Source organism: Pseudomonas alcaligenes (assembly GCF_014490745.1).
GTDB classification, from domain to species: domain Bacteria; phylum Pseudomonadota; class Gammaproteobacteria; order Pseudomonadales; family Pseudomonadaceae; genus Aquipseudomonas; species Aquipseudomonas alcaligenes_C.
The window spans coordinates 1,148,258-1,171,202 of record NZ_LZEU01000001.1 but is presented as its reverse complement, the minus strand read 5'-3'; the positions used below and the strand labels follow the sequence as shown (position 1 = coordinate 1,171,202).

At 66.6% G+C, this 22,945-nt stretch carries 26 protein-coding genes and 1 pseudogene; 9 read left to right on the top strand and 18 right to left on the bottom strand.

Going from position 1 to position 22,945, the window contains the following annotated elements:
* Positions 1-26: 26 nt before the first annotated feature.
* The 6 genes from A9179_RS05275 to ffh form a co-directional block, all read right to left on the bottom strand.
* Positions 27-452 carry an acyl-CoA thioesterase gene (locus A9179_RS05275; RefSeq protein ID WP_187804787.1) on the bottom strand — a complete coding sequence of 142 codons (426 nt, stop codon included), beginning with the start codon at positions 450-452 and terminating at the stop codon, positions 27-29.
* A 165-nt stretch (positions 453-617) separates the two neighbouring features.
* Entirely contained in the window at positions 618-968 is a 351-nt protein-coding gene (gene rplS, locus A9179_RS05270) for a 50S ribosomal protein L19 (protein ID WP_160494297.1), read from the bottom strand.
* A gap of 40 nt (positions 969-1,008) precedes the next feature.
* Positions 1,009-1,752: a tRNA (guanosine(37)-N1)-methyltransferase TrmD gene (gene trmD, locus A9179_RS05265; protein ID WP_187804786.1), complete on the bottom strand. Its 744-nt coding sequence runs from the start codon at positions 1,750-1,752 to the stop codon at positions 1,009-1,011.
* 29 nt (positions 1,753-1,781) lie between these two features.
* Entirely contained in the window at positions 1,782-2,315 is a 534-nt protein-coding gene (rimM, locus tag A9179_RS05260; protein ID WP_187804785.1) for a ribosome maturation factor RimM, read from the bottom strand.
* Between the two features lie 5 nt (positions 2,316-2,320).
* The gene (gene rpsP / locus A9179_RS05255; protein WP_187804784.1) at positions 2,321-2,572 is read right to left on the bottom strand and encodes a 30S ribosomal protein S16; all 252 of its coding nucleotides are present in this window, start codon (positions 2,570-2,572) and stop codon (positions 2,321-2,323) included.
* A gap of 164 nt (positions 2,573-2,736) precedes the next feature.
* Positions 2,737-4,113, bottom strand: coding sequence for a signal recognition particle protein (gene ffh / locus A9179_RS05250; RefSeq protein WP_187804783.1), 1,377 nt, complete (start codon positions 4,111-4,113; stop codon positions 2,737-2,739).
* A gap of 142 nt (positions 4,114-4,255) precedes the next feature.
* Between ffh and A9179_RS05245 the strand changes: the two genes are divergently transcribed.
* Together A9179_RS05245 and A9179_RS05240 are read left to right on the top strand one after the other, a co-directional pair.
* Positions 4,256-5,056 carry a cytochrome C assembly family protein gene (locus tag A9179_RS05245; RefSeq protein WP_187804782.1) on the top strand — a complete coding sequence of 267 codons (801 nt, stop codon included), beginning with the start codon at positions 4,256-4,258 and terminating at the stop codon, positions 5,054-5,056.
* Positions 5,057-5,246: 190 nt separating this feature from the next.
* A pseudogene (locus A9179_RS05240) lies at positions 5,247-5,954 on the top strand (transporter associated domain-containing protein); the annotation flags it as partial.
* On the opposite strand, the gene A9179_RS05235 reads toward A9179_RS05240, so the two are convergent.
* Genes A9179_RS05235 through A9179_RS05215 form a run of 5 tightly spaced genes read right to left on the bottom strand, consistent with a single transcriptional unit; the run spans position 5,938 to position 9,249 of the window.
* Entirely contained in the window at positions 5,938-6,684 is a 747-nt protein-coding gene (locus tag A9179_RS05235; protein WP_394354704.1) for an SGNH/GDSL hydrolase family protein, read from the bottom strand. The pseudogene A9179_RS05240 and the gene A9179_RS05235 overlap by 17 nt on opposite strands.
* Positions 6,681-7,862: a formate-dependent phosphoribosylglycinamide formyltransferase gene (purT, locus tag A9179_RS05230; RefSeq protein ID WP_187804781.1), complete on the bottom strand. Its 1,182-nt coding sequence runs from the start codon at positions 7,860-7,862 to the stop codon at positions 6,681-6,683. The genes A9179_RS05235 and purT overlap by 4 nt, the downstream gene beginning before the upstream one ends.
* A 32-nt stretch (positions 7,863-7,894) precedes the next feature.
* Entirely contained in the window at positions 7,895-8,104 is a 210-nt protein-coding gene (locus A9179_RS05225; RefSeq protein ID WP_187808508.1) for a DUF1289 domain-containing protein, read from the bottom strand.
* The gene (locus tag A9179_RS05220; RefSeq protein WP_187804780.1) at positions 8,101-8,625 is read right to left on the bottom strand and encodes a gamma carbonic anhydrase family protein; all 525 of its coding nucleotides are present in this window, start codon (positions 8,623-8,625) and stop codon (positions 8,101-8,103) included. The genes A9179_RS05225 and A9179_RS05220 overlap by 4 nt, the downstream gene beginning before the upstream one ends.
* A 15-nt stretch (positions 8,626-8,640) precedes the next feature.
* Positions 8,641-9,249, bottom strand: a complete 609-nt coding sequence (locus A9179_RS05215; RefSeq protein WP_187804779.1) for a CoA pyrophosphatase — start codon at positions 9,247-9,249, stop codon at positions 8,641-8,643.
* Between the two features lie 162 nt (positions 9,250-9,411).
* On the opposite strand from A9179_RS05215, the gene A9179_RS05210 reads away from it, so the two are divergent.
* Positions 9,412-9,954: an NUDIX hydrolase gene (locus A9179_RS05210; protein WP_187804778.1), complete on the top strand. Its 543-nt coding sequence runs from the start codon at positions 9,412-9,414 to the stop codon at positions 9,952-9,954.
* 54 nt (positions 9,955-10,008) lie between these two features.
* Entirely contained in the window at positions 10,009-10,239 is a 231-nt protein-coding gene (locus A9179_RS05205; RefSeq protein ID WP_187804777.1) for a DUF2789 domain-containing protein, read from the top strand.
* On the opposite strand, the gene A9179_RS05200 is transcribed toward A9179_RS05205, so the two are convergent.
* On the bottom strand, positions 10,236-11,141 hold the full coding sequence (locus tag A9179_RS05200; RefSeq protein WP_187804776.1) for a DUF6929 family protein: 906 nt from the start codon (positions 11,139-11,141) through the stop codon (positions 10,236-10,238). The two genes, A9179_RS05205 and A9179_RS05200, sit on opposite strands and share 4 nt — an antisense overlap.
* Positions 11,142-11,332: 191 nt before the next feature.
* On the opposite strand from A9179_RS05200, the gene A9179_RS05195 reads away from it, so the two are divergent.
* The 3 genes from A9179_RS05195 to A9179_RS05185 all read left to right on the top strand — a co-directional run bounded on the left by A9179_RS05195 (position 11,333) and on the right by A9179_RS05185 (position 13,503).
* Positions 11,333-11,836, top strand: a complete 504-nt coding sequence (locus tag A9179_RS05195; RefSeq protein WP_187804775.1) for a L,D-transpeptidase family protein — start codon at positions 11,333-11,335, stop codon at positions 11,834-11,836.
* Positions 11,837-11,987: 151 nt separating this feature from the next.
* The gene (locus tag A9179_RS05190) at positions 11,988-12,251 is read left to right on the top strand and encodes a YebG family protein (RefSeq protein ID WP_187804774.1); all 264 of its coding nucleotides are present in this window, start codon (positions 11,988-11,990) and stop codon (positions 12,249-12,251) included.
* Between the two features lie 394 nt (positions 12,252-12,645).
* Positions 12,646-13,503, top strand: coding sequence for a DMT family transporter (locus tag A9179_RS05185; RefSeq protein ID WP_187804773.1), 858 nt, complete (start codon positions 12,646-12,648; stop codon positions 13,501-13,503).
* Positions 13,504-13,714: 211 nt separating this feature from the next.
* Here the strand turns inward: A9179_RS05185 and A9179_RS05180 are convergent, their stop codons facing one another.
* From A9179_RS05180 to A9179_RS05160, 5 genes are all read right to left on the bottom strand, one after another.
* Positions 13,715-14,824: a dihydrolipoamide acetyltransferase family protein gene (locus A9179_RS05180; RefSeq protein ID WP_187804772.1), complete on the bottom strand. Its 1,110-nt coding sequence runs from the start codon at positions 14,822-14,824 to the stop codon at positions 13,715-13,717.
* Between the two features lie 80 nt (positions 14,825-14,904).
* The gene (locus tag A9179_RS05175) at positions 14,905-15,894 is read right to left on the bottom strand and encodes an alpha-ketoacid dehydrogenase subunit beta (protein ID WP_187804771.1); all 990 of its coding nucleotides are present in this window, start codon (positions 15,892-15,894) and stop codon (positions 14,905-14,907) included.
* Positions 15,887-16,984, bottom strand: coding sequence for a pyruvate dehydrogenase (acetyl-transferring) E1 component subunit alpha (gene pdhA / locus A9179_RS05170; RefSeq protein WP_187804770.1), 1,098 nt, complete (start codon positions 16,982-16,984; stop codon positions 15,887-15,889). Before pdhA ends, A9179_RS05175 begins: the two co-directional genes overlap by 8 nt.
* Positions 16,985-17,112: 128 nt before the next feature.
* Positions 17,113-18,135, bottom strand: coding sequence for a Glu/Leu/Phe/Val dehydrogenase family protein (locus A9179_RS05165; protein ID WP_187804769.1), 1,023 nt, complete (start codon positions 18,133-18,135; stop codon positions 17,113-17,115).
* A 142-nt stretch (positions 18,136-18,277) separates the two neighbouring features.
* Complete coding sequence (locus A9179_RS05160; RefSeq protein WP_187804768.1) at positions 18,278-19,267, bottom strand: NAD-dependent epimerase/dehydratase family protein; 990 nt, start codon at positions 19,265-19,267, stop codon at positions 18,278-18,280.
* Between the two features lie 202 nt (positions 19,268-19,469).
* Between A9179_RS05160 and A9179_RS05155 the strand changes: the two genes are divergently transcribed.
* On the top strand, positions 19,470-21,428 hold the full coding sequence (locus A9179_RS05155) for a methyl-accepting chemotaxis protein (RefSeq protein ID WP_187804767.1): 1,959 nt from the start codon (positions 19,470-19,472) through the stop codon (positions 21,426-21,428).
* 135 nt (positions 21,429-21,563) lie between these two features.
* On the opposite strand, the gene A9179_RS05150 is transcribed toward A9179_RS05155, so the two are convergent.
* The gene (locus tag A9179_RS05150) at positions 21,564-22,448 is read right to left on the bottom strand and encodes a LysR family transcriptional regulator ArgP (RefSeq protein ID WP_187804766.1); all 885 of its coding nucleotides are present in this window, start codon (positions 22,446-22,448) and stop codon (positions 21,564-21,566) included.
* Between the two features lie 94 nt (positions 22,449-22,542).
* Here A9179_RS05150 and A9179_RS05145 point away from each other — a divergent pair, with 94 nt between their 5' ends.
* The gene (locus A9179_RS05145; protein WP_187804765.1) at positions 22,543-22,944 is read left to right on the top strand and encodes an ACT domain-containing protein; all 402 of its coding nucleotides are present in this window, start codon (positions 22,543-22,545) and stop codon (positions 22,942-22,944) included.
* The last annotated feature ends 1 nt before the right edge of the window (position 22,945 follow it).

The following is a 22,945-nucleotide window of genomic DNA, read 5'->3' as shown; positions in this document are numbered from 1 at the left end:
CGCCCGGCCGACTGCCAGCGGCATGCTCAGCTGCCCGGCGCGGCGGCGAACTCCGCCAGCACCGGCACCGGTTTCTTGTCCTCGCCGATGGCGACGAAACTGAACACCCCGCTGACGGCCTTCTCGCGCCCGTCGTGGTACATGCTCTCGACGTAGATGTTCACCTCGACCTGCAGGCTGGTATTGCCGACCCGGATCACCCGGCCGACCAGCTCGACGATGGAGCCGGCGGGAATCGCATGCTTGAAGTCGATGCGGTCGCTGGACACGGTCACCAGCGGCAGACGACAGAAGCGCGTGGCGGCAATGAACGACACCTCGTCCATCCAGGCCAGCGCGGTACCGCCAAACAGGGTGTTGTGGTGGTTGGTGGTGGGCGGAAACACCGCCTTGGTCACGCGGCTTTCCGACAGCTCGGTGCGCCGCTGGATCTCTTGCTCTCTCGGGGTCATGCCACTACTGCTCGCTTGCTGTGGCTGCCACTGTGCCGCGCCCTGTTGTGCTTGTTGTCACGCGCCGTTCGGCAGAATCGGACTAGGGGGCCCAGCCTTCGGCAGGCCCCAGAAATGAAAAAAGCAGCCCTTGGGCTGCTTTTTTCCTGCAGGTAAACCGTCCGATCAGGACAGTTTTTCCTTGATGCGGGCTGCCTTGCCGGACAGGTCGCGGAGGTAGTACAGCTTGGCTTTGCGCACGTCGCCGCGACGCTTGACGGCCAGGCTGTCAACCAGCGGGCTGTAGGTCTGGAAGGTACGCTCAACGCCAACACCGTTGGAGATCTTGCGAACAGTGAAGGCACTGTTCAGACCACGGTTACGCTTGGCGATAACAACGCCTTCGAAAGCCTGCAGACGGGAACGGTCGCCTTCCTTCACTTTAACCTGAACGACAACGGTGTCGCCCGGGGCAAAGGTCGGGATTTCTTTGTTCATCTGCTCGGCTTCGAGCTGCTGAATGATCTTGTTGGTCATGCTGTGCTCCTAAGGCAAACCGCGGCTTGCCATCGATACGTTAACTATCGTCCCGCTGGCGGATGTATTCCTCCAGCAGCTTTTTTTCTTCTCCAGAAAGCGAGCGGCTATCCAGAAGATCAGCGCGGCGTTCCCAGGTCCGACCAAGGGACTGCTGCAAACGCCAGCGCCGGATGTGTTCGTGGTTGCCACTAAGCAACACCTGGGGAACACATTTACCCGCATACACCTCAGGTCGGGTGTAGTGCGGACAGTCGAGCAGGCCGTCGCTGAACGAGTCCTCCTCGGCCGAATCTGCATGGCCCAATGCACCGGGCAGCAAACGGGTGACCGCATCGATCAGCACCATTGCCGGCAGCTCGCCACCGGACAATACGTAGTCGCCGATCGACCATTCTTCATCGACATGCTCTTCAATGAAGCGCTCGTCGATACCTTCGTAGCGGCCGGCAATGAGGATCAACGCCTCTGCGCCAGCCAGCTCGCGCACCGCCTGCTGATTCAGCTGACGGCCTTGCGGCGACAGGTAGATCACCTTCGCACGCTCCCCGGCGGATGCCTTGGCCGCAGCCAGGGCGCCTTCCAGAGGCTTGATCTTCATCACCATGCCGGGACCGCCACCGAAGGGGCGATCGTCCACCGTCTGGTGACGGTCATCGGTGAAGTCGCGCAGATACTGGCAGTTGAGCTGCAGCATGCCCTGCTTCACCGCACGGCTGGTAATGCCGTACTGACTGATGGCGGCAAACATCTCCGGAAAGATGCTGATCACTTCAACGCGCATGGCACTCGCTCGCACAAGAACCTGACAGCTCAGAAATCGGCATCCCAGTCGACCAGCATCTCGCCAGCCGCCAGATCCACCTTGAGCACGCACTGCGCCGTATACGGCAGCAGACGCTCGCGGTCATCCAGGCTGCCCACGCAGGGCTTGACCACCATCACATCGTTGGCGCCGGTCTCGAACAGGTGATCGATGGCGCCGAACAGCTGTCCGTGCGTATCGATGACCTTGAGGCCGACCAGCTGGTACCAGTAGAACTCGTCTTCGGCGAGAGTCGGCAGCTGAGCCCGAGGCACACAAATGTCGAAACCCGCAAAGGTACGTGCCACTTCGCGGTCATCGAGGCCCTTGAGCTTCGCCACCAGAACCTTGCCTTGCAAGCGTCCGCTGGCCAACTCGACCTGCTTGACCTCGCCGTCGCGCCGGAGCGTCCAGCGGCGGTAATCGAGCAGGTTGTCGATCGGATCGGTGAAGGAATAGATCTTCACCTCGCCACGTATGCCGTGCACCGAAGTGATCTTGCCGAGAACGATCAGATCCTCGGCGGTCGGCGACGTGGTCATGTTACTCAGGCAGCAGCCTTGGCAGCTTCCTTGAGCAGCTGAGCAACGCGCTCAGACGGCTGGGCGCCTTGGCTCAGCCAGTAGGCAGCGCGCTCCTGGTTTACAGAGAGCTTCACTTCAGCACCAGCGGCGACCGGGTTGAAGAAACCGATACGCTCAACAAAGCGACCGTCGCGCGCATTGCGGCTGTTGGTCACGGTCAGGTGGTAGAAGGGGCGCTTCTTGGAGCCGCCACGGGCAAGACGGATGGTTACCATGTGAACATCGTTCCTGTAGTCGGTGCTTGCAAAACTTGAGGCACACTTTGAGGGCCTAGGCCCGAAAGGCCGCATATTCTAAGGATTATGCGGCCGATTGCAAATCTCTTTTTGGAACCACCGGTCGGTACTGGCTACAAGCCCCGGCCAGCCGGCCATCCCGCTCAGAGCTTGGATATTCCGCCACCCGGCATCATGCCGCCAAGACCACGCATCATCTTGGCCATGCCGCCCTTGGCGGTGAATTTTTTCATCATCTTCTGCATCTGCTTGTGCTGCTTGATCAGCCGCCCGACATCCTGCACCTGGGTGCCGGAACCGAGGGCGATGCGGCGCTTGCGCGAGCCACTGATGATGTCCGGATCGCGGCGCTCGGCCGGGGTCATCGAGCAGATGATCGCATCCATCTGCTTGAACTGCTTCTCGGCAGCACCCTGGGCACCGCTCATCTGCGACAGGTTAACCCCACCGATGGACGGCAGCTTGTCCATCAGGCCGCCGAGGCCGCCCATGTTCTTCATCTGCTGCAGCTGGTCGCGGAAGTCTTCGAGATCGAAGCCCTTGCCCTTCTTCAGCTTCTTGGTGAGCTTCTCGGCCTTCTCGCGGTCGAGGGTCTGCTCGGCCTGTTCGATCAGGCTGAGCACGTCACCCATGCCGAGGATGCGCGAAGCAATGCGATCCGGATGGAAGGGCTCGAGCGCATCGCTCTTCTCGCCCATACCGATGAATTTGATCGGCTTGCCGGTAATCTGCCGTACCGACAAGGCGGCACCGCCACGGGCATCGCCATCGACCTTGGTCAGCACCACACCGGTCAGCGGCAGCGCATCACCGAAGGCCTTGGCAGTGTTGGCGGCGTCCTGGCCGGTCATGGCGTCGACCACGAACAGGGTTTCGACCGGCTTGATCGCCGCGTGCACGGCCTGGATCTCCGCCATCATCTCGGCATCGATGGCCAGACGACCGGCGGTATCGACGATGACCACGTCGATGAACTTGAGCTTGGCTTCGGCGATCGCCGCCTGGGCGATGGCCACCGGCTTCTGGCTGATATCCGAGGGGAAGAAGGTCACGCCGATATCGCCGGCCAGGGTTTCCAGCTGTTTGATCGCCGCCGGGCGGTAGACGTCGGCGGAAACCACCATCACCGTCTTCTTCTTGCGCTCCTTCAGGAAGCGCGCCAGCTTGCCGGCAGTGGTGGTCTTACCCGCACCCTGCAGGCCGGCCATCAGCACCACGGCGGGCGGCGCGGCATTCAGCGCCAGGTCTTCGTTGGCCGCGCCCATCAGATCTTCCAGCTCAGCGCGGACGATCTTCACGAACGCCTGGCCCGGGGTCAGGCTCTTCGACACCTCGGTGCCGACCGCACGTTCCTTGACCTTGTTGACGAACTCCTTGACCACCGGCAGGGCGACATCGGCCTCGAGCAGGGCCATGCGCACTTCACGCAGGGTGTCCTTGATGTTGTCCTCGGTCAGCTTGGCCTTGCCGGTGACATGGCGCAGCGTCTGTGACAGGCGGTCGGTTAGGTTTTCGAACATGCGCGTTCCTTTGAGCGGGGGCTTGCGACAAGCGGCGGAGTATAACCAAGAGCCGGCCCCGCCGACACCGCCGGCGGTCTTTCGTGGAATGCTTCTTATATGCCAAACTCACGACCTTTCGGGCCCTGCGTTACAAGGACTTATGCACCCTCTGCTGCCCAGCCTGGTCGCCGCCGCTCTGTATGCCGGTGCCACTACTTACCAAGGCCTGCGTCTGGCCAACCAACAACGCCCCCACAAGCCCCTGCTGGCGCTGCTGGTGCTGATCGCCCTGTTCTTCCACGGCGCCAGCCTGTTCATGCAGCTGCACGCCACGGCCGGCCTGAGCCTCGACTTCTTCAATGCCGCCAGCCTGATCGCCTACGCGGTGATCGCCATCACCCTGCTGGCCTGCGCACGCATCCCGGTGGAGAACCTGCTGCTGGTACTGATGCCGCTGGGCTGCCTGACTGTGCTACTGGCGCAGTTCCTGCCCGCCGGCACGCTGCAGCCGATCAACGAGAAGCCCGGCATCCTCGCCCACATTCTGCTGTCGATCCTGGCCTACGGCGTGCTGACCATCGCCATGTTCCAGTCCCTGCTGCTGTCGCTGCAGGATCACCAGATCAAGCACAAGCACCCGTCCGGGCTGATCCGCAACTTCCCACCGCTGCAGACCATGGAAAGCCTGCTGTTCGGCTTCCTCTGGGCCGGCTGGCTGCTGCTCACCCTGTCGCTGATTTCCGGCTGGCTGTTCGTCGACAATCTGCTGGCCCAGCACCTGGCGCACAAGACCCTGCTCTCCTGCCTGGCCTGGCTGGTGTTCGGCGTCCTGCTGTGGGGCCGCCACCAGCTCGGCTGGCGCGGGCACAAGGCGATTCGCTGGACCCTGGCCGGTTTCCTCCTGCTGATGCTGGCCTACTTCGGCAGCAAGCTGGTTCGCGAATTCATCCTGCATATCTAGCGCCGTGAACCTGCCCTCCTGCGCTTACTGGCTCGCCACCCTGACCCTCTCGGCCGCGGGCCTGGCGCTGCTGCTGGGCCGGCGCCTGCCGCTGCGGCGCACCAGCCGCGCCGCCCGCGCCCTCGGTGCGCCGCTCCATGAACGACGGCAGAAGCCGCGCAGCGACAGCGGCCAGGATGCCCGCCAGCAACGCCAGCAGGCCCTGCTGGCGCTGCTCGAACTGGAGAAGGTGACGGTCGATGACATCATGATCCCGCGCAGCGAGGTCACCGGCATCGACCTCGACGACCCACTGGAGCAGATCGTCGAACTGCTGCGCGGCGTCGGCCACACCCGCCTGCCGGTATTCCGCGGCGACATCAACCAGATCGAAGGCATCGTCCACATGCGCCGCCTGGCCAGCCTGCTGACGCAGAACCGGCTGAGCCACGCGACCCTGCTGGAATGCTGCCAGCCGCCCTACTTCATTCCCGAAGGCACGCCACTGGCCACCCAACTGGTGAACTTCCAGAAGGAGAAGCGCCGCCTCGGCCTGGTGGTCGACGAATACGGCGACGTGCAGGGCATCGTCACCCTGGAGGATCTGCTCGACGAGGTGGTCGGCGACTTCAGCCACGAAGACGGCGAAGCCAATCCGGATATCCATCCACAGGCCGACGGCACGCAGATCATCGATGGCGCGGCGAACATCCGCGAGATCAACAAGAGTCTGGGCTGGCGCCTGCCCAGCGAAGGCCCGAAGACCCTCAACGGGTTGATCACCGAAGCCCTGGAAACCATCCCCGACAGCCCGGTGTGCCTGCGCATCGGCCCCTACCGCCTGGAAATCCTCGAGTCCAGCGAGAGCCGGGTGAAGAGCGTGCGCGCCTGGCAGGCGCCGTTCAGACGGCCACGCTGAGCGCCATCTGGCTGGCCAGGCGCTCGGCCAACCCCTCGGCCCACACCCGGTAACCCAGCGCCGAAGGATGGTAGCCATCGGCGGCCAGGTACTCGGCGGCAAACTCCAGCTCCAGCGCCTGATAATCGGCACCGACACCGGCGCAGACCTGGCGCAGCCGCGCATCCATCAGCCCGGCGCGCAGCCCCAGCAGCTTGCGCAGCAGCCAGGGCAAGGCGCTGAAGTGCTGGATCGGCGGCACCCCGCTGCACACCACCCGCGCACCCTGCCCGCCCAATGCCCTGGCCAGTTCGGCCACGGCCCGAGCCCAGCCCCCCAGCGAACTCAGATGGGTGGTGTCGTTGACACCGAACACCAGCAGGGCCAGATCGGCCGGCTCGGCCAAGGCCGCCGGCAGCAGGCGCTCGCAGGCCTCGCCGGCGGTGATGCCGTTCTCGCCATGAGCACGCCAGGCCACCGGGCGCTGCAGGCGCTGCGACAGGGCCTGGGCCAGCTGGCCGGCCAGCGCCGCTTCCAGCAACTCGACGCCAACCCCGGCCACGGTGGACTCGCCCAGCACCAGCAGGCGCAGCGGCGTACCGGCGAACTCGCCGCCAGCCAGGCCATGAATATCGCCGCCGGCCGGCGGCAAGCGTAGCGCCGTGCGCCGCACCCACAGCGCCTGCGGCAGGGCCAGCGGCAGCAGGGCCAGGGTCAGTCCCCACCAGCCCAGGGCGCGCAGGGTGATCACAGCTCGACGGTCACCGCCTGGGCCGCGCGAGTCGCCTTGGCCCGGGCCGCTTCGATGCTTTCGTCACGCGCCAGGGCCACGCCCATGCGCCGCTGGCCGCTGACCTCCGGCTTGCCGAACAGGCGCAGGGCGGTATCCGGCTCGGCCAGAGCGGCATCGAGATTGCTGAAGCTGACCTGCTGCGACTCGCCTTCGACCAGGATCACCGCCGAGGCGGCCGGGCCGAGCTGGCGGATCGCCGGGATCGGCAGGCCGAGAATGGCTCGTGCATGCAGGGCGAACTCGGACAGATCTTGGGAAATCAGGGTGACCAGGCCGGTGTCATGCGGGCGTGGGGAAATCTCGCAGAACCACACCTGGTCGCCCTTGATGAACAGCTCCACGCCGAACAGGCCGCGCCCGCCCAGGGAGCCGGTCACCGCCAGGGCGATGCGCTCGGCCTCGGCGCGCGCCTTGTCGCTCATCGGCTGCGGCTGCCAGGACTCCTGGTAGTCGCCCTTGACCTGGCGATGACCGACCGGCGCACAGAAGGTGGTGCCACCGGCATGGCGCACGGTGAGCAGGGCGATCTCGTAGTCGAAGTCGATAAAGCCTTCCACGATCACCCGGCCCTTGCCGGCACGCCCGCCAGCCTGGGCGTAATCCCAGGCGGTCTGCAGGTCGGCCATGCTTTTCAGCACCGACTGGCCCTTGCCCGAGGAGCTCATGATCGGCTTGATCAGGCACGGGAAGCCCAGCGCCTGCACCGCCGCCCAGCACTCCTCGAAGGAGTCGGCGAAGCGGTACGGCGAAGTCGGCAGGCCCAGTTCTTCGGCAGCCAGGCGGCGGATACCCTCGCGGTTCATGGTCAGCTTGGCCGCACGCGCGCTGGGGATCACCGTGTAGCCTTCGGCTTCCAGCTCGACCAGGGTATCGGTGGCGATGGCCTCGATCTCCGGCACGATGTAGTGCGGCTTCTCCGCCTCGATCACCGCACGCAGGGCGGCGCCGTCGAGCATACTGATCACGTGGCTGCGATGGGCCACCTGCATGGCCGGGGCATTGGCGTAGCGGTCGACGGCGATCACTTCGCAACCCAGGCGCTGCAGCTCGATCACCACTTCCTTGCCCAGCTCGCCGGAGCCACAGAGCAGAACGCGGGTCGCAGTGGGCGACAAGGGGGTACCGATACGGGGCATGCGGATGTCCTCGGAAAAGGGAGAAAGGGAGTTCAGGGGCGGGCGGGCTGCTGCAGGAACTGCCCGGCGGCGCGGGTACGCTCGGCACAGCGTTCGAGCACCAGGCGGCGCTCGGCGTTGTCCATGCGGCCCCAGCGGGTAATCTCGTCCGCCGTGCGCTGGCAGCCAATGCAGATATCCTGGTCGTCCAGCGCGCAAATGCTCACGCAGGGCGACTTGACCGGGCGTTCGACGTCCATCAGTCGACGTCCTCGACCAGCTCGCGGGCATAGCGCTGGGCGTTGTGTACGTAGTGGGCCGCGCTGCCTTCGAGCATCTTCTTCTGCTGCTCGGTGAGTTCGCGCACCACCTTGCCCGGGCTGCCCATCACCAGGCTGCCGTCGGGAATTTCCTTGCCTTCGGGGATCAGGCTGTTGGCGCCGATGATGCAGTACTTGCCGATCCTGGCGCCGTTGAGAATCACTGCATTGATGCCGATCAGGCTGTAATCGCCCACCGTGCAACCATGCATCATCACGTTGTGACCGACGGTGACGCCCTTGCCGAGGGTCAGCGGGAAGCCCATGTCGGTGTGCATCACCGTGCCGTCCTGCACGTTGCTGTTCTCGCCGATCTGGATCAGCTCATTGTCGCCGCGCAGTACGGCGCCAAACCAGACGCTGGCGCCCTGCTCCAGGCGCACCTTGCCGATCACCGCGGCATTCGGCGCGATCCAGCTGTCGGCATGGGCCTCGACACGGGCAGTGCCCAGACGGTACTTCATCGCGTTTCCTCAGACTCAGACGTTGATGATCCGCACCGACGGCTTGGGCGGCTGCTGCAGATCAATGCCGGCATCGAAGACCAGGTTGACCAGCTCGACGATCATCACCGCCGTCAGCCCCCAGATCTTGTAGCCGTTGTAGTGGTAGCAGGGCACATACCAGCTGTGCCCCTGGTAATCGATGCGATGGGTGACCTCGCGCGGATCCTCGCAGAAGAAGCGCAGCGGCACGGAAAACACCGCAGCGATCTCGTCATCGTTGGGCCGGTACTCGACATAGTCCGGCACCACCCCGACATAGGGCGTGACACGGATACCGAAGCGCGACACCAGCGGGCTGAGCGGGCCGACGATTTCCACCAGGCCGGGCGGCAGGCCCACTTCCTCCTCCGCTTCGCGCAGGGCGGTGAAGGCCAGGTCGGGATCGGTGGCATCGCGCCGACCGCCGGGGAAGGCCACTTCGCCACCATGGGTGGACAGGTCGCTGGCACGCAGGGTCAGCACCAGTTCCGGGTCGTCGCTGCGAGTCAGCGGCACCAGCACGGCGGCTTCCGGCTGGCGCCCGTCGCCGGGCAGAATGCGTGGACTATGGCTGCGCACGCGTTGCAGCAGCTCGTCGAGCATGGGTCGTTCTCGGTCTCTTTTTCTTCCCGGCATCATGGCATGAAAGCCGGCAGGCGCCCAAGCCCCGCACCGACGGGATGGCTTGCCAGATGCGACAGCTGGCCATGGCTTGCCGGCACTGACGGGCGGCGCCAAGATGGGCGAACTTCTGGAGGAATGGACATGAAATTCTGCAGTGCCTGTGGCGGCCCGGTCGAGCAGCGCATCCCCGCGGGCGACAACCGCCCGCGCTACGTCTGCCCGCAGTGCCAGACCATTCACTACCAGAACCCGCGCATCGTCGCCGGCTGCCTGCCGGTATGGGGCGAACAGGTGCTGCTGTGCCGCCGCGCCATCGAGCCACGGCGTGGCTACTGGACGCTGCCGGCCGGTTTCATGGAGAACGGCGAGACCCTGGCCGAGGCCGCCGCCCGCGAAACCGATGAGGAAGCCTGCGCCCGCGTGCGCAACCTGGCGCTATACACCCTGTTCGACCTGCCGCACATCAGCCAGCTGTATGTGTTCTTCCGCGCCGAGCTGGTCGACCTGGGATTCGCCGCCGGCGAGGAGAGCCTGGAGGTGCAGTTGTTCCATGAACACGAGATCCCCTGGGACGAACTGGCCTTCCCCACCGTCGGGCGCACCTTGCGCTGCTACTTCGCCGACCGCCGCGAGCAGGTCTACCCGATCCGCAACGAGGGCCTGGCGCCTCTGCGTCCGCGCTGACGGGCAAGGAGCTATAGTCCTTGCGACAGCTCATCGACCGGTACAGGAGGGGACATGGATACCAGCGCACACAACCTCGGCGGCCTGTTCAAGCAGCTCGGCCTGCCGGCGGAAAAAGCCGACATCGATGCTTTTATCGGCAGCCACCGCCTGTCCGATGGCCTGGCCCTGGCCGAGGCGCCATTCTGGAACCAGGCCCAGGCCAGCTTTCTCAAGCAAGCCCTGAACGACGACTCGGACTGGGCTGAGGCCGCCGACGAGCTGGCCGTGCGCCTGTCGCGCTAGACCGGTAGTTCCAGGCCGGGCAGCGGCAGGGCCAGCAAACAGGCGGCGCGCTGGGGGTCGTCGCCGTCGGTGACCAGCAGCAGGCGACCATCCGCCGCCAGGGCAATGCCCTCGACCTTCCAGCGACCGTTCAGCTCGGCCAGGCGCCGCACCTGCCCGTCGCCTTCCACCAGGCCGATCACGCTGCCCAGGCAGGCGCCATCGCTGTAGCTATCCAGGGTGTCCTCGGCCGCCGCACTGAACAGCCAGCGCCCATCCGCCAGCGGCGTGCCATCGGTCAGGCCCAGGGCCACACCACCCAGCTGGCCCAGTTCGAGCTCCTCGATGGCCCGCGGCGCCGGCGCCGGCTCGCCCTGCAGCCAGGCCTGCCACTGCCGCCAGCAGTAGCGCACCGCGGCGTTCGCGGTCGAACCCTGGTTGCCACGCTGCAACAGCACGAACTCCTCGCCCAGCAGAAAGGCGCCCTCGATATTCAGATCGGCAAAGTGCTGGCGCAGCGGCCGGTACAGCGGCTCCAGGTCGAATAGACGCGGCTCGCCGGCGATCGCCCCGCTCCCCCCCAGAGCCAGCAGCACGGCCGTCTGGCGATTGGCCTTGGAACCCGAACCCAACCCCAGCAGCGCCCCGTCAGGCAGGCCCGGCATGGCCGGCAGCAGGGCCAGCGCCTCCAGGTCGGGCTTATGCGCCTTGCGGGCCGTCTGCTCGTCCGGCAGCTCGCCGGCGAACAGCCGCAGCAACTGGCCGGGCTGGCCATCGGCCAGGGTGAACAGGCCGAGGTGCAGCATGTCGTCGGCCACCACGTACAGCCGTTCGGCCACCCGTACCAGGGCACTGGCGGCGCTCAGATGGGGGGCTTCGGCCTCGGCCAGAAGCAGCTCACGCAGGTGCTGGGGCGACATCATCGAGATCATCCTGATACAAGAGGCGCCTATGAAAGCATGCCCGCCCGGCAGACGGCAGTGGCGACCGATAATAGCCACTGGACACTACCGACAATCCCCCGGCGATTGAACATCGGCAGCGGCATTGGCAGACTCTCGCCCCATCACCACCCGATACCTCGGGCCCCGGAAAATAAGTGCGGAATTTCGTAATGCGCTGGTTGTTCGCCGTTTTTTGCCTGTCCCTCGCCAGTCTCGCCCCTGCCTCCACTGCGCCGATCTCCAGCGGCAAGGCGGTGGACAAGGTGTTGGTGATCAAGTCCGAACGCAAACTGCACCTGATGGGCCGCGGCGAAGTGCTCAAGACCTACCGCGTCTCGCTCGGCAAGGAGCCCAAGGGCGCCAAGCTGCGCGAAGGCGACAGCCGCACCCCGGAAGGCTTCTACTGGATCGACTGGCGCAAGGTCAGCGACCGCTACAACCTGGCCATGCACATCTCCTACCCCAATGCCCGCGATGCTGCCACTGCACGCAAGAAGGGCGTGCCGCCAGGCGGCATGATCATGATCCACGGCACCCCGCTGGATGACGAATACCCCGAGTGGTACTTCAGCACCCTGGACTGGACCGAAGGCTGCATCGCCATGAAGAACGCCGACATGCGCGAGATCTGGAGCCTGGTGAAAGACGGCACGCTGATCGAGATCCGCCCCTGAATACAACCAAGGCGCCTGCGGCGCCTTTTTCATACCTGCACAGCGCTGCAGCCGCACTAGACTGGCGTGACCCTTGCAACTCATCCAGCGCATCAATTACTGTATACAAATACAGTATTTCTATTCAGACGATACAGGAATGAGGTGATGAATGGCCGTCGAAGTGGTGTACCGCAGCAGTCGCGATCCGGAGCGCCTGTTCATGGATAAGGCCGAAGCCGATCGTTACGACAAGATGCTGGAACTGGCCGAAGCGCTGTCCGGCGCCCTGCACAAGGCAGTGCCCTCGCTGAGCGAGGAACAGGTCGAGGAGCTCGGCATCTTCATGGCGAAGAACCGCGACGCCTTTGCCAAGGCGTTCAAGAACCAGCCCGACGCCCTCGCCGAGCTGGACGCCGACTCCAGCGAAGTCTGAGCCAGCAGTGCGGCCTGCCCGGCAGGCCGCATGCCCCGCATGTCCCGTAACAGCACCACGGTAGCGATGCCAGACGCTAGCCCCAGGATTGACCTGTCGGACAGGAAACGTTAGTTTTCCCTGGCCCACCCAGGGCGCCAACGGATCACCCGCATGTCCCACACCCACGCCGCCTACGTCACGCTCACCGACTCGTTCGGCGCTTACGCGTGCCCGGCCCTGTGCTCCGTTGCCCCACCTGTCGACCCGCCCAGCGCCTGCTGCGGCACGCCGCCTCCGCCGCCAGCCAGCTGCTGAGCGGCCACCCGGCCTATTCCTGCTTCGTCGCTGAGCCCAAGGGCTCGCCCGCTGCATGCGGCGATGAAGCCTGCTTCGCCTTCGACAGGATTTACACATGCGTTTCGACAAGAACTTCTGGGGCGCCTGCGCCTCGACCACGCTGTTCGTGCTGCTGTGGAGCAGCGGCGCGATCTTCGCTCGCCTCGGCCTTGACCACTCCTCGGCCCTGGCCTTTCTGATCCTGCGCTTCAGCGTGGCGCTCGGCGCCCTGGCGCTGTTCGGACTATGGAGCAGAACCTGGTTGCCACAACCGGGCACGCGCCTGCGTACCGCCGGCACCGGTCTGCTGCTGATCGCCGGTTACTCCATCGGCTACCTGCTGGCGCTCGACCACGGCATCACCCCCGGCGTGCTGGCCACCCTGCTCGGCGTACAGCCGATCCTCACCCAACTGTTGCTGGAGAGACGCTTTCCGCTGAACCGCCTGCTCGGCCTGGGCATGGCCCTGCTCGGCCTGGTGCTGGTGGTGTGGCAGAGCATCGGCCTGGCGCACTTCTCCACCCTGGGCATGGGCTTCGCCCTGCTCGCCCTGGCTTGTATGACCCTCGGTGCAATCCTGCAGAAAGGCTCGCAGCAGGCACCGCTGCAGACCCTGCCGCTGCAGTACGCGGTGAGCCTGGCGGCTTGCGCTTTGCTGCTGCCGTTCAAGCCGTTCAGCGTGCAGTGGTCGGTCGACTTCCTGATCCCGCTGCTGTGGCTCGGCCTGGTGATCTCGGTGGTGGCGCAACTGCTGCTGTACCGGCTGATCCGCGCCGGCAATCTGGTCAACGTCACCAGCCTGTTCTACCTGGTACCGGGGGTGACGGCGGCGATGGACTACCTGTTCCTCGGCAACCGCATGTCGCTACTCAGCCTGACCGGCATGGCGGCGATTCTGCTCGGCCTGGCCCTGGTGTTTCGCCAACGGCGCTAGCGCTATTTCAGCCAAGTGAAAAAACGCCCGCGGCATCACTGCCGCGGGCGCTAACTTGTTGCGCAATCATGACCGTCGCTCCCGCGCAGGCGGGAGCCCAGGTGCCGTCACACTCTGGATTCCCGCCTGCGCGGGACAGCGCTTGCGCTGAACGCACATTAGGGCGGCCCGAACAGGGCGAGCGCAGCGAGTAATGACGGTGTTTAAAGGTTTACTCCTGCGGCGCCTCCAGGGCCGCCACCAGTGCCTTGAGGAAGCGCGCCGCCTCGCCACCGGTGGCCGCCCGGTGGTCGAAGGTCAGCGACAGCGGCAGCACCGGATGCACCGCCGGCTTGCCGTCCCAGGCCACCACCTCGTCACGGATGCCACCGGCACCGATGATCGCCACCTGCGGCGGCACCACGATGGGGTTGGCATAACGGCCGAACAGGGTGCCGAAGTTGGACAGGGTGATGGTCGCACCCATCATTTCCTGCGGCGGGATCGAGCGCGCCTTCACGTCCGCGCGCAGGCGCGCCATGCCCTCCTTGAGGTCTTCCGCAGTGCGCTCGCCGACATTGCGCAGCACCGGCACGAACAGGCCGTCCGGGGTGTCCACGGCTATCCCCAGGTCGAGCTTGTCGTGCTGGCGGATCGACGGCCCCTTGCCGTCGAACCAGCTGTTGAGCACCGGCTCCACCGTGCAGGCATGGGCGATGGCCTTGGCCAGGCGGATCAACGGGTCGCGCGCACTGCCCCAGCGGTGCAGGTCGGCGTCGCCGTAGATGGTCACCGGCACCACTTCGGCGTGGGACTTGGCCATGTTGATCGCCATGCTGCGGCGTACCCCGCGCAGGCGCTCGCCACCGAACTTGTCACGCGCGGTCTGTGCCGCTGCTTCCACATCGGCGCTGGTGACCAGGCCATCGGCGCCGCTGCCGCTCAGGCCGGCCAGTTCGACACCGAGCTTGCGCGCCAGCTGGCGTACCGCCGGGGTGGCACGCGGCGCCAGGTGTTCGCGGGTGGATGGCGCGGCACCGACGAAGAAGCTGTCCTCCTGCTTGGCATGGCCGCCTTCCAGGCGCCCGACCACGGTGCCGGCGTCTTCCTCGCCTTCGTAGGCCAGCAGCGGCTCGCCGACATGCAGGATGTCGCCCTCGCCGCCGAAGGTCTTGCTCACCACCCCGTCATAGGGCGCCGGGATATCGACTATGGCCTTGGCGGTTTCCACCGACACCAGCAGCTGGTCGGTCTTCACCGTGTCGCCGGCCTTGACGTGCCACTCGACGATCTCGGCTTCCTGCAGGCCTTCGCCCAGGTCGGGCAATTTGAAGTATTTCATTGTTGTTCTCCGATTCTGCTTGCGTAGGGCGGGTGCAACCCGCGGCTCAACACGCGGGCGTTGCCCGCCCTACGGAAATGTCAGGCGTAGTTGAGGGTGCTGTCGCAGGCCGCGAGGATGTCCTCGACGCCGGGGATATACAGCTGCTCCAGGCGGTACAGGGGCGGCGGGATATCCGGTGCGGCGACCCGCTGGATCGGCGCCTGCAGGTCGAGCAAGGCGCGCTCGTACAGGCTGGCGGCGATCTCCGCGCCAACCCCGCAGGACTTCGGCGCCTCGTGCACGATCACGCAGCGCCCGGTCTTGCGTACCGAGGCCTCGAGGGTGTCGAGATCCAGCGGCTTGACGCAGGCGACGTCGATCACCTCGGCGGACACCCCCTGCTCAGCCAGGCGGTCGGCCGCCTGCAGGGTCTCGTGCACGCTGGCGCCCCAGCTGATCAGGGTGATGTCACTGCCTTCGCGCAGGGTGAAGCAGCTGTCCAGCGGCAGGCGCTTGCCATCGTCGACCAGCGGCTGCGGGTTCATCCGGTACAGCCGGGTCGGCTCGAGGAAGATCACCGGATCGGGATCATCGATGGCCGCCAGCAGCAGGCCATAGGCGCGCGCCGGCGAGGACGGGATGACCACGCGCAGCCCCGGCACATGGGCGAACAGCGCCTCGGTGCTTTCGCTGTGGTGCTCCGGCGCGCGGATGCCGGCGCCCATCGGGCTGCGCAGCACCAGCGGGCAGCTCAGGCGCCCGCGGGTGCGGTTGCGCAGGCGGGCGGCGTGGGTCACCAGGTGCTCCATGGCGGCGAAGACGAAGCCGAGGAACTGGATTTCCATCACCGGTTTCAGGCCTTGCGCGGCCATGCCCACCGACAGGCCGGTGATCATGGTCTCGGCCAGCGGCGTGTCGATCACCCGCTTGAAGCCGAAGGTGTCGCGCAGCCCGGCAGTAGCGCGGAACACCCCGCCGTTGACGCCGACGTCCTCGCCGAGCACCACCACGTTGGCGTCCTCGCTCATGGCCCGGTGCAGAGCCAGGTTGACCGCATCGAGCAGGGCGTACTTCTTCACTTCACTCATGGCGAGCACCTCCCTCGCGGCGCGCCGCCCGCTCCAGCAGCATCTCGCGCTGCTCGGCCAGGGCCGCCGGCCACTGCGCATAGACGTGGTCGAGCACCGACTCCACCGGTTGGGTGCCGGCGCTCTCGAAGTTGTCCACCGCCTGCTGCACCAGGGCCTGGCATTCGCCGACCAGGGTCTGCTCGCGGCCTTCGTCCCACACGCCCTGGCTGGCCAGATAGGTCTGCAGGCGCTTGATCGGCTCCTCTTCCCAGGCCTTCTTCACCTCCTCGGCGCTGCGGTAGCGGGTGGCGTCGTCGGCGGTGGTGTGGTCGCCGAGGCGATAGCTGATGCATTCCAGCAGCACCGGGCCCTTGCCCTGGCGCGCGCGCTCCAGCGCCACCTGCATGCGGTCGTAGACGGCGAGGATGTCGTTGCCGTCCACCTGCTCGCCGTGGAAGCCGGCGCCTAGTGCCTTCTGCGCCAGGCTCGGCGCGCCGCTCTGGATGCGCCGCGGAGTGGAGATGGCCCACTGGTTGTTGTTGATCACGAAGACCACCGGCAGCTGCCAGGTGCCGGCCACGTTGAGCGCTTCGAGGAAGTCGCCCTTGCTGGTGGCGCCGTCGCCGCAGGTGGTCACCGCAACACGGTGTTCGCCACGGATCTTGAACGCCGTGGCCACGCCGCAGGCATGCAGGGACTGGGTGGCGATCGGCACGCACAGCGGGAAGTCCTGCTGCACGGCCGGGTCGACGTAGACGCTGCCGCGCTCGTCGCCGCCCCAGTAGAGGAGGATTTCCTCCATGCGCACGCCGCGCATCAGCTGCACGCCGGTGTCGCGGTAGTAGGGCACCAGCACATCCTCAGCTTTCATCAGGCTGCCGATGGCCACGCCAATGGCTTCCTGGCCGAGAGTGGGGGCGTAGGTGCCGATGCGCCCGGTGCGCTGCAGGGCCACCGCCTTGAGGTCGAACAGGCGGGTCAGCACCATTTGCCGGTACAGGCGGGTCAGCAGGTTGAAGTCGTCGGCCCAGGCTGGGAGCTCGCCGGTGAGGCGGCCGTCGGGCGCTAGATAGCGGGTGTACGGGAGGTCGATCTTGTTATGGGTCATGGCAAGCATTCCTGTCACACACCGGGTAGGTGTGATGGAAGTACCCCGCGGCTTGTGGCTGCGGGACTGGGTCGACCGGGTGCGAGGTTCGCACTCGGTCTGCCGGCAGCACCGCCCCGGGTAAGGGCTTAGCTGCCGTAAAGCAGGCGTTCGGCCAGCGCATCGGCGACGCGCGCCGGTGAACGTTTGTCAGCCTGCGCGTGGGCATATATCTCGGTCAAGCGCATTCCGATCTTCGCCAGGTGCGCAGTGATCGCCGTGAGGGGTTGCTCACGGTGCTTGAGCGCGACGTAGATCAGCCCGCCGGAATTGATCACGTAATCCGGCGCATAGAGGATGCCGCGCTGCTCCAGCTCGTCGGCAATTTCGGCGCTGGCCAACTGGTTGTTGGCCGCCCCGGCCACCGCCGCGCAGTGCAGTTCGCCGACCGTCTGCGCGTTGAGCACGCCACCCAGGCCGCAGGGTGCAAGGATGTCGCAGGGGGTGCCGAGCAGCGCCTCGCTGCTGACCGGCTGGGCACCGAGCTGCTCGACCGCCAGCTGCACACGGCCGGGGTCGAGGTCGCTGACGAACAGTTCCACCCCGGCGGCGGCCAGTTGCTCGGCCAGGGCATAGCCGACATTGCCCAGGCCCTGCACAGCCACGCGCAAGCCGTCGAGGTCGTCGCTGCCGAGGCGCGCCAGGGCGGTGGCGCGGATGCCGGCATAGACGCCCATGGCCGTGTGCGGTGAGGGGTCGCCGGCGGCTGTGGTGCTGGTGACGTGGCGGGTGTGCTGGGCGATGCAGTCCATGTCGGCGCTGGAGGTGCCGCTGTCCACTGCGGTGATGTAGGCGCCGTTCAGCGACTCGATCATGCGGCCGAAGGCCTCGAACAGCGCGCCGCGGTTGTCGACATGCGCCGGGCGGATCAGCACCGCCTTGCCGCCGCCCTGCTCCAGACCGGCCAGCGCGGCCTTGTAGCTCATGCCCTGGGCCAGGCGGATGGCGTCGCGCACAGCGCTGTCGGTATCGGGATAGGCCAGGTAGCGGCAGCCACCCAGCGCCGGGCCGAAGCGGCTGTTATGGATGGCGATGATGGCCTTGAGGCCGGTGGCGGGATCCTGCGCCAGGTGCAGGGCTTCGAGCCGGGCGTTTTCCATCATGGCGAACATGCGGACTTCCTCGCTGGCTTTAAGGGCCAGTATAGGTCGCCCGCTGCGGCTGGCTGGGTTGACTGGGTATAAGCCCGGCCCAGCTGATAACCGCCGCCGGAGGTTGCCCCTCGCCCGGACTAGCCGGCCAGGAGCATGGGCCTCAGCGCCCCTGCACCTTCCACCAGGCACAGAACTCTTCCAGCGCCGTCCACACGCTGACCTGCGGGTCGTAGTCCAGGTACTGGCGGGCGCGGCTGATATCCAGGGAGAAGTCGCGCGCCATCACTGCCACGCCGAGGCGGAACAGACCCGGCTCGGGGCGCCCGGGCAGCAGCTTGCAGATGCTCTCGTTGAGGGTCGCCGCCGCATAGGCCAGGCCATAGGGCATGTGCTTGCTCACCGGCGGCAGGTCGAACTGGCGCAGCACGAAGTTGACCACGTCCCATAGCGGCACTGGCGCGCCATTGCTGATGTTGTACACCTTGCCCAGCGCCGGCCCGGCCGCCAGCAGGCTGCTGAACAGGGCGTCGTTGAGGTTCTGCATGCTGGTGAAGTCGACCTTGTTCAGACCGTTGCCGATCACCATCAGGCGGCCCTTGCGCTGCATCTCGATCAGCCGCGGGAAGATGCTGGTATCGCCGGCGCCGGTGACGAAACGCGGGCGCAGGGCGATCACTTCCAGGCCGAACTCCTGGGCCTCGAAGACCTTCTGCTCGGCGAGAAACTTGGTCGAGCCGTAGTAGTCGACGAACTTCTTCGGCACCTGCTCTTCCTTGAGGCCGACATGCGACTGGCCGTCGAAGTACACCGACGGCGAGGACAGGTGCACCAGGCGCCGCACCTTCTGCCCCAGGCAGCCCTCGATGACGTTCTGGGTCAGCACCACGTTGCCGTTGTGGAAGTGCTCGCGGGTGCCCCAGGTGCCGACCGCGCCGGCGCAATGCACCACCATCTCCACGTCGCGGCATAGCTGGTGCACCAGATTGGTGTCGGACAGGTCGCCCTGGACGAATTCCGCACCACGTTTGGTCAGGTGTACCACCGCCTCCGGACGGCGGCCGTTGATGCGCACCGACAGGCCCTGCTCCAGGGCGAAACGGGCGAAACGCCCGCCGATGAAACCGCTCGCCCCTGTTACCAGAATCTTCATCCACCCGCTCCCCGCGTTCTTGTTGTGCCTGCGAGCCTAGCAGCCAGCGCGGCAGCCGGGTGTTGCCCAGGCGGCCAGAATGGCGGCTTTGCAGACCAGGTGATCACTTTTTTTGACACTCGTTAATTACTTTGCACGCTTCTTGCAAAATATTTGACGCTTCCAACCTTTTGTCACCCATCTACCCGCGGAGTCGCAGGACATGCCGTTGCGCTTAAAGCTTGCGATCAGTTTCCTGCTGATCGGTCTAATTCCAGTGTTGGCGATGGCCTTCACGGTCTACCTGCAGGCCAGCCAGGCCCTCCGGGAGCAGACCCTGAACGCCCTGGAGGCCGTAGCGAATATCAAACAACGCCAGCTGCAGGACAACTGGCAGTCGCGGCACAACCAGCTCGCCACCCTGGCCAGCAACCTCGGCACCAGCTACGCCGGCCTCGACGGCACCGCCCTGGTGAGTACCGCCAACTACGACCGGCCGATCTTTGAGAACTTCATCAAGACCTTCGGCTACCGCGAGCTCAAGCTGGTCGACCGTGACGGCAAGGTGCTGTTCAGCCTGCAGCGCGGCGCCGACTACCAGCAGAACCTCGGCGACCCGGCCTGGCGCAACACGCCCCTGGGCCGCCTGGTACGCGCCGGACTGGACAGCGGCGAGGCGCAGATCAGCGACCTGATCGCCGGCGACGGCAAACAGGAACCCAGCCAGTTGCTGGCCGCCCCGGTGATCAGCGACAACCAGCTGCAGGTGCTGCTGGTGCTGGAACTGCCGCTGAACGCGCTGAACAGCGTGATGCAGACTCGCCAGGGCCTGGGCGAGGCCGGCGAGACCTACCTGGTCGGCGCCGACGGCCGCTTGCGCTCGGACTCGGTACGTTTCGCCGACCACCAGGTGCAACGCGGCAGCAGCACTGCCACGGCGTTGCCGGGACGCGCCATCGAGCAGGCCCTGGCCGGCCAGCAGGGCCGCCTGGCCGAAGCCGGGCTGGATGGCCAACCGGTGCTCAAGGCCTTCGTCCCGGTACAGCTGGACGGTCTGCAGTGGGCCCTGATCGCCGAGATGGATCAGGATCAGGCCTTCGCCCCGGTGCGCAAGCTGATGTGGCAGGTGCTGCTGCTCGCCGCCCTGACCATGATCGGCGTGGCACTCGCCACCTGGCGCATCAGCCGCAGCGTGATGCGCCCGCTGGGCGGCGAACCGAGCAACATGGCCGCCCTGGCCCGGCGCCTGGCCGCTGGCGAGCTACGCCTGAGCGGCGACGGCACCGACCACAGCGGGCTGATGCAGGCCCTGCACGAGATGGCGCGGGCCTGGCGTGACGTGGTCGAGCGCCTGCGCCAGGCCAGCCAGGCGGTGGGCGATGCCAGTGGTGACATCCTCGGTGCGGCCGGGCAGACCAGCAGCCGCCTCGACCAGCAGCAGGAAGCCCTGGAGATGGTGGTCAGCGCCGTCGACCAGATGTCCGCCACCGTGCAGGAGATCGCCGCCAACGCCAGCCAGAGCGCCGACGGCAGCGCCGCTGCGCGCCAGGCCTTTGCCGCCATGCAGGACACCCTGCAGCGCATGATCGGCCGCCAGGATCAGTTGCTCGCCGGCCTGCGCCAGGCCGACCAGGTGGTACAGACCCTGGCCGGCGACAGCCAGCAGATCGGCTCGGTACTGGGGGTGATCCGCGCCATCGCCGAGCAGACCAACCTGCTCGCCCTCAACGCCGCCATCGAGGCGGCGCGCGCCGGCGAGCAGGGCCGCGGCTTCGCCGTGGTGGCCGACGAGGTACGCAACCTGGCCCTGCGCACGCGCAATGCCACCGAGGAAATCGTCGCCATAGTCGGCGCCCTCGGCGAATCCTCCAGCGAGGCCCAGGGCAGCATGCAGGGCGCCACCGAGCAGGCCCGCGCCCTGGAAGACGAGACCCAGGCAGTGCTCGGCTCCCTCGGCCATCTCGACGATTCACTGCAGGGCGTGCATGCCCTGGCCTTCCAGATCGCCGCGGCGGCCGAGCAGCAGGCGGCCACCACCCAGGAGGTCAACCAGCACATGCACCTGCTCAGCGACATGACCGGCGAGAACCGCCAGACCGCCGCGCACACCCGCGACTGCGGCGAGCACCTGCGCCGGGTGGCCGGCAGCCAGGAACAGCTGGTGGCGCAGTTCCAGCTATAGGCTAGGACTCCCCTCTCCCCTTGGGAGAGGGGCCGGGGGTGAGGGTTTCCCAGGCTGCTCCGAGCAGCCTATAGCCCCCTCACCCCAACCCTCTCCCGGAGGGAGAGGGGGCTAGCGTCCCGCGCAGCTTGCACGTCACACCAGCCACTCGCCCACGCCGCGTTCCAGATGGCGGGTCAGGCTGGCCAGCAGCTCGCCGCCATTGCGCCAGTGGTGCCAGTACAGCGGCACGTCCAGCGGCCGCCCCGGCAGCAGCTCGACCAGCTCGCCACGGGCCAGCTGCTGGCTCACCTGCAGTTCCGGCACCATGCCCCAGCCAAGACCGGCGCAGGTCAGGCGCACGAAGCCCTCGGACGACGGACACAGGTGATGGGCGAAGCCACCGCTGACGCCGAGCCCGGCGAGGAAGCGATGCTGCAGCTGGTCGTCGGCACCGAAGACGATCGACGGCACCCGCGCCAGCGTCTCGCCATCGACACCGCCAGCGAAGTGGCGGGCGAGAAATGCCGGGCTGGCCAACGCCCGGTAGCGCATCGCCCCCAGCGGCAGGGCGCGGGCGCCGGCCACCGGGCGCTCGGCGGCGCACACGCAACCGGCCACCTCGCCGGCGCGCATGCGCTTGAGGCCGACATCCTGGTCATCCACCACCAGATCCAGCAGCAAGCGCTGCTCGGCGCAGAAGTCGCCCACCAGCGGCGCCCACCAGGTCGCCAGGCTGTCGGCGTTGAGGGCGATGCGTAGGCGCTCCGCACTGCCGCCTTCGTCCAGCGCCGGCACCTGGCCCTGCAGGTCGCGTTCGAGCAGGCGCACCTGCTGTACATGGTTGAGCAGGCGCCGGCCGATCTCGGTAGGCGCCGGCGGCGTGGCGCGCAGCAACACCGGCTGGCCGACCCGCGCCTCGAGCAGCTTGATCCGCTGCGACACCGCCGACTGCGACAGACCGAGCAGCTGCGCGGCGCGCTCGAAGCCGCCCTGCTCCACCACGGCGGCCAGGGCGGCCAGCAGCTTGTAGTCAAACATAAGATTTCCTAATGGGAGATCAGCATGATTTGTTTTTCTTATAAACCCTGGCAGCCCAGACTGGCCAGCATCGTCACCCATCAAGGACTCCGCCATGACCGGCGAAACCGATCTGAGCAAGCTACTCGCCAGCCTGTCGCCGCAGCTCAACCCTGGCGAATTTGTGTTCTGCTGCGTGGCAGATGCCAACAACCTCCCTGCCAGCGAGATCATCGGCAGCTTCCGCGAGGCCGAAGGCACCACCCTGATCCTGCCACGCGCCACAGCCGAGGAGCTGGGCCTGGCCTTCGACTACATCGCCGCCTGGATCACCCTGCAGGTGCACTCCTCGCTGGCTGCCGTCGGCCTCACCGCCGCCTTCGCCACCACCCTGGGCAAAGCCGCGATCAGCTGCAATGTGATCGCCGGCTACCACCACGACCACCTGTTCGTCGCCCAGGCCGATGCCGAGCGTGCCATGGCCGTGCTGCGCCAGCTGGCCCAAGGGGAGGCCTGAG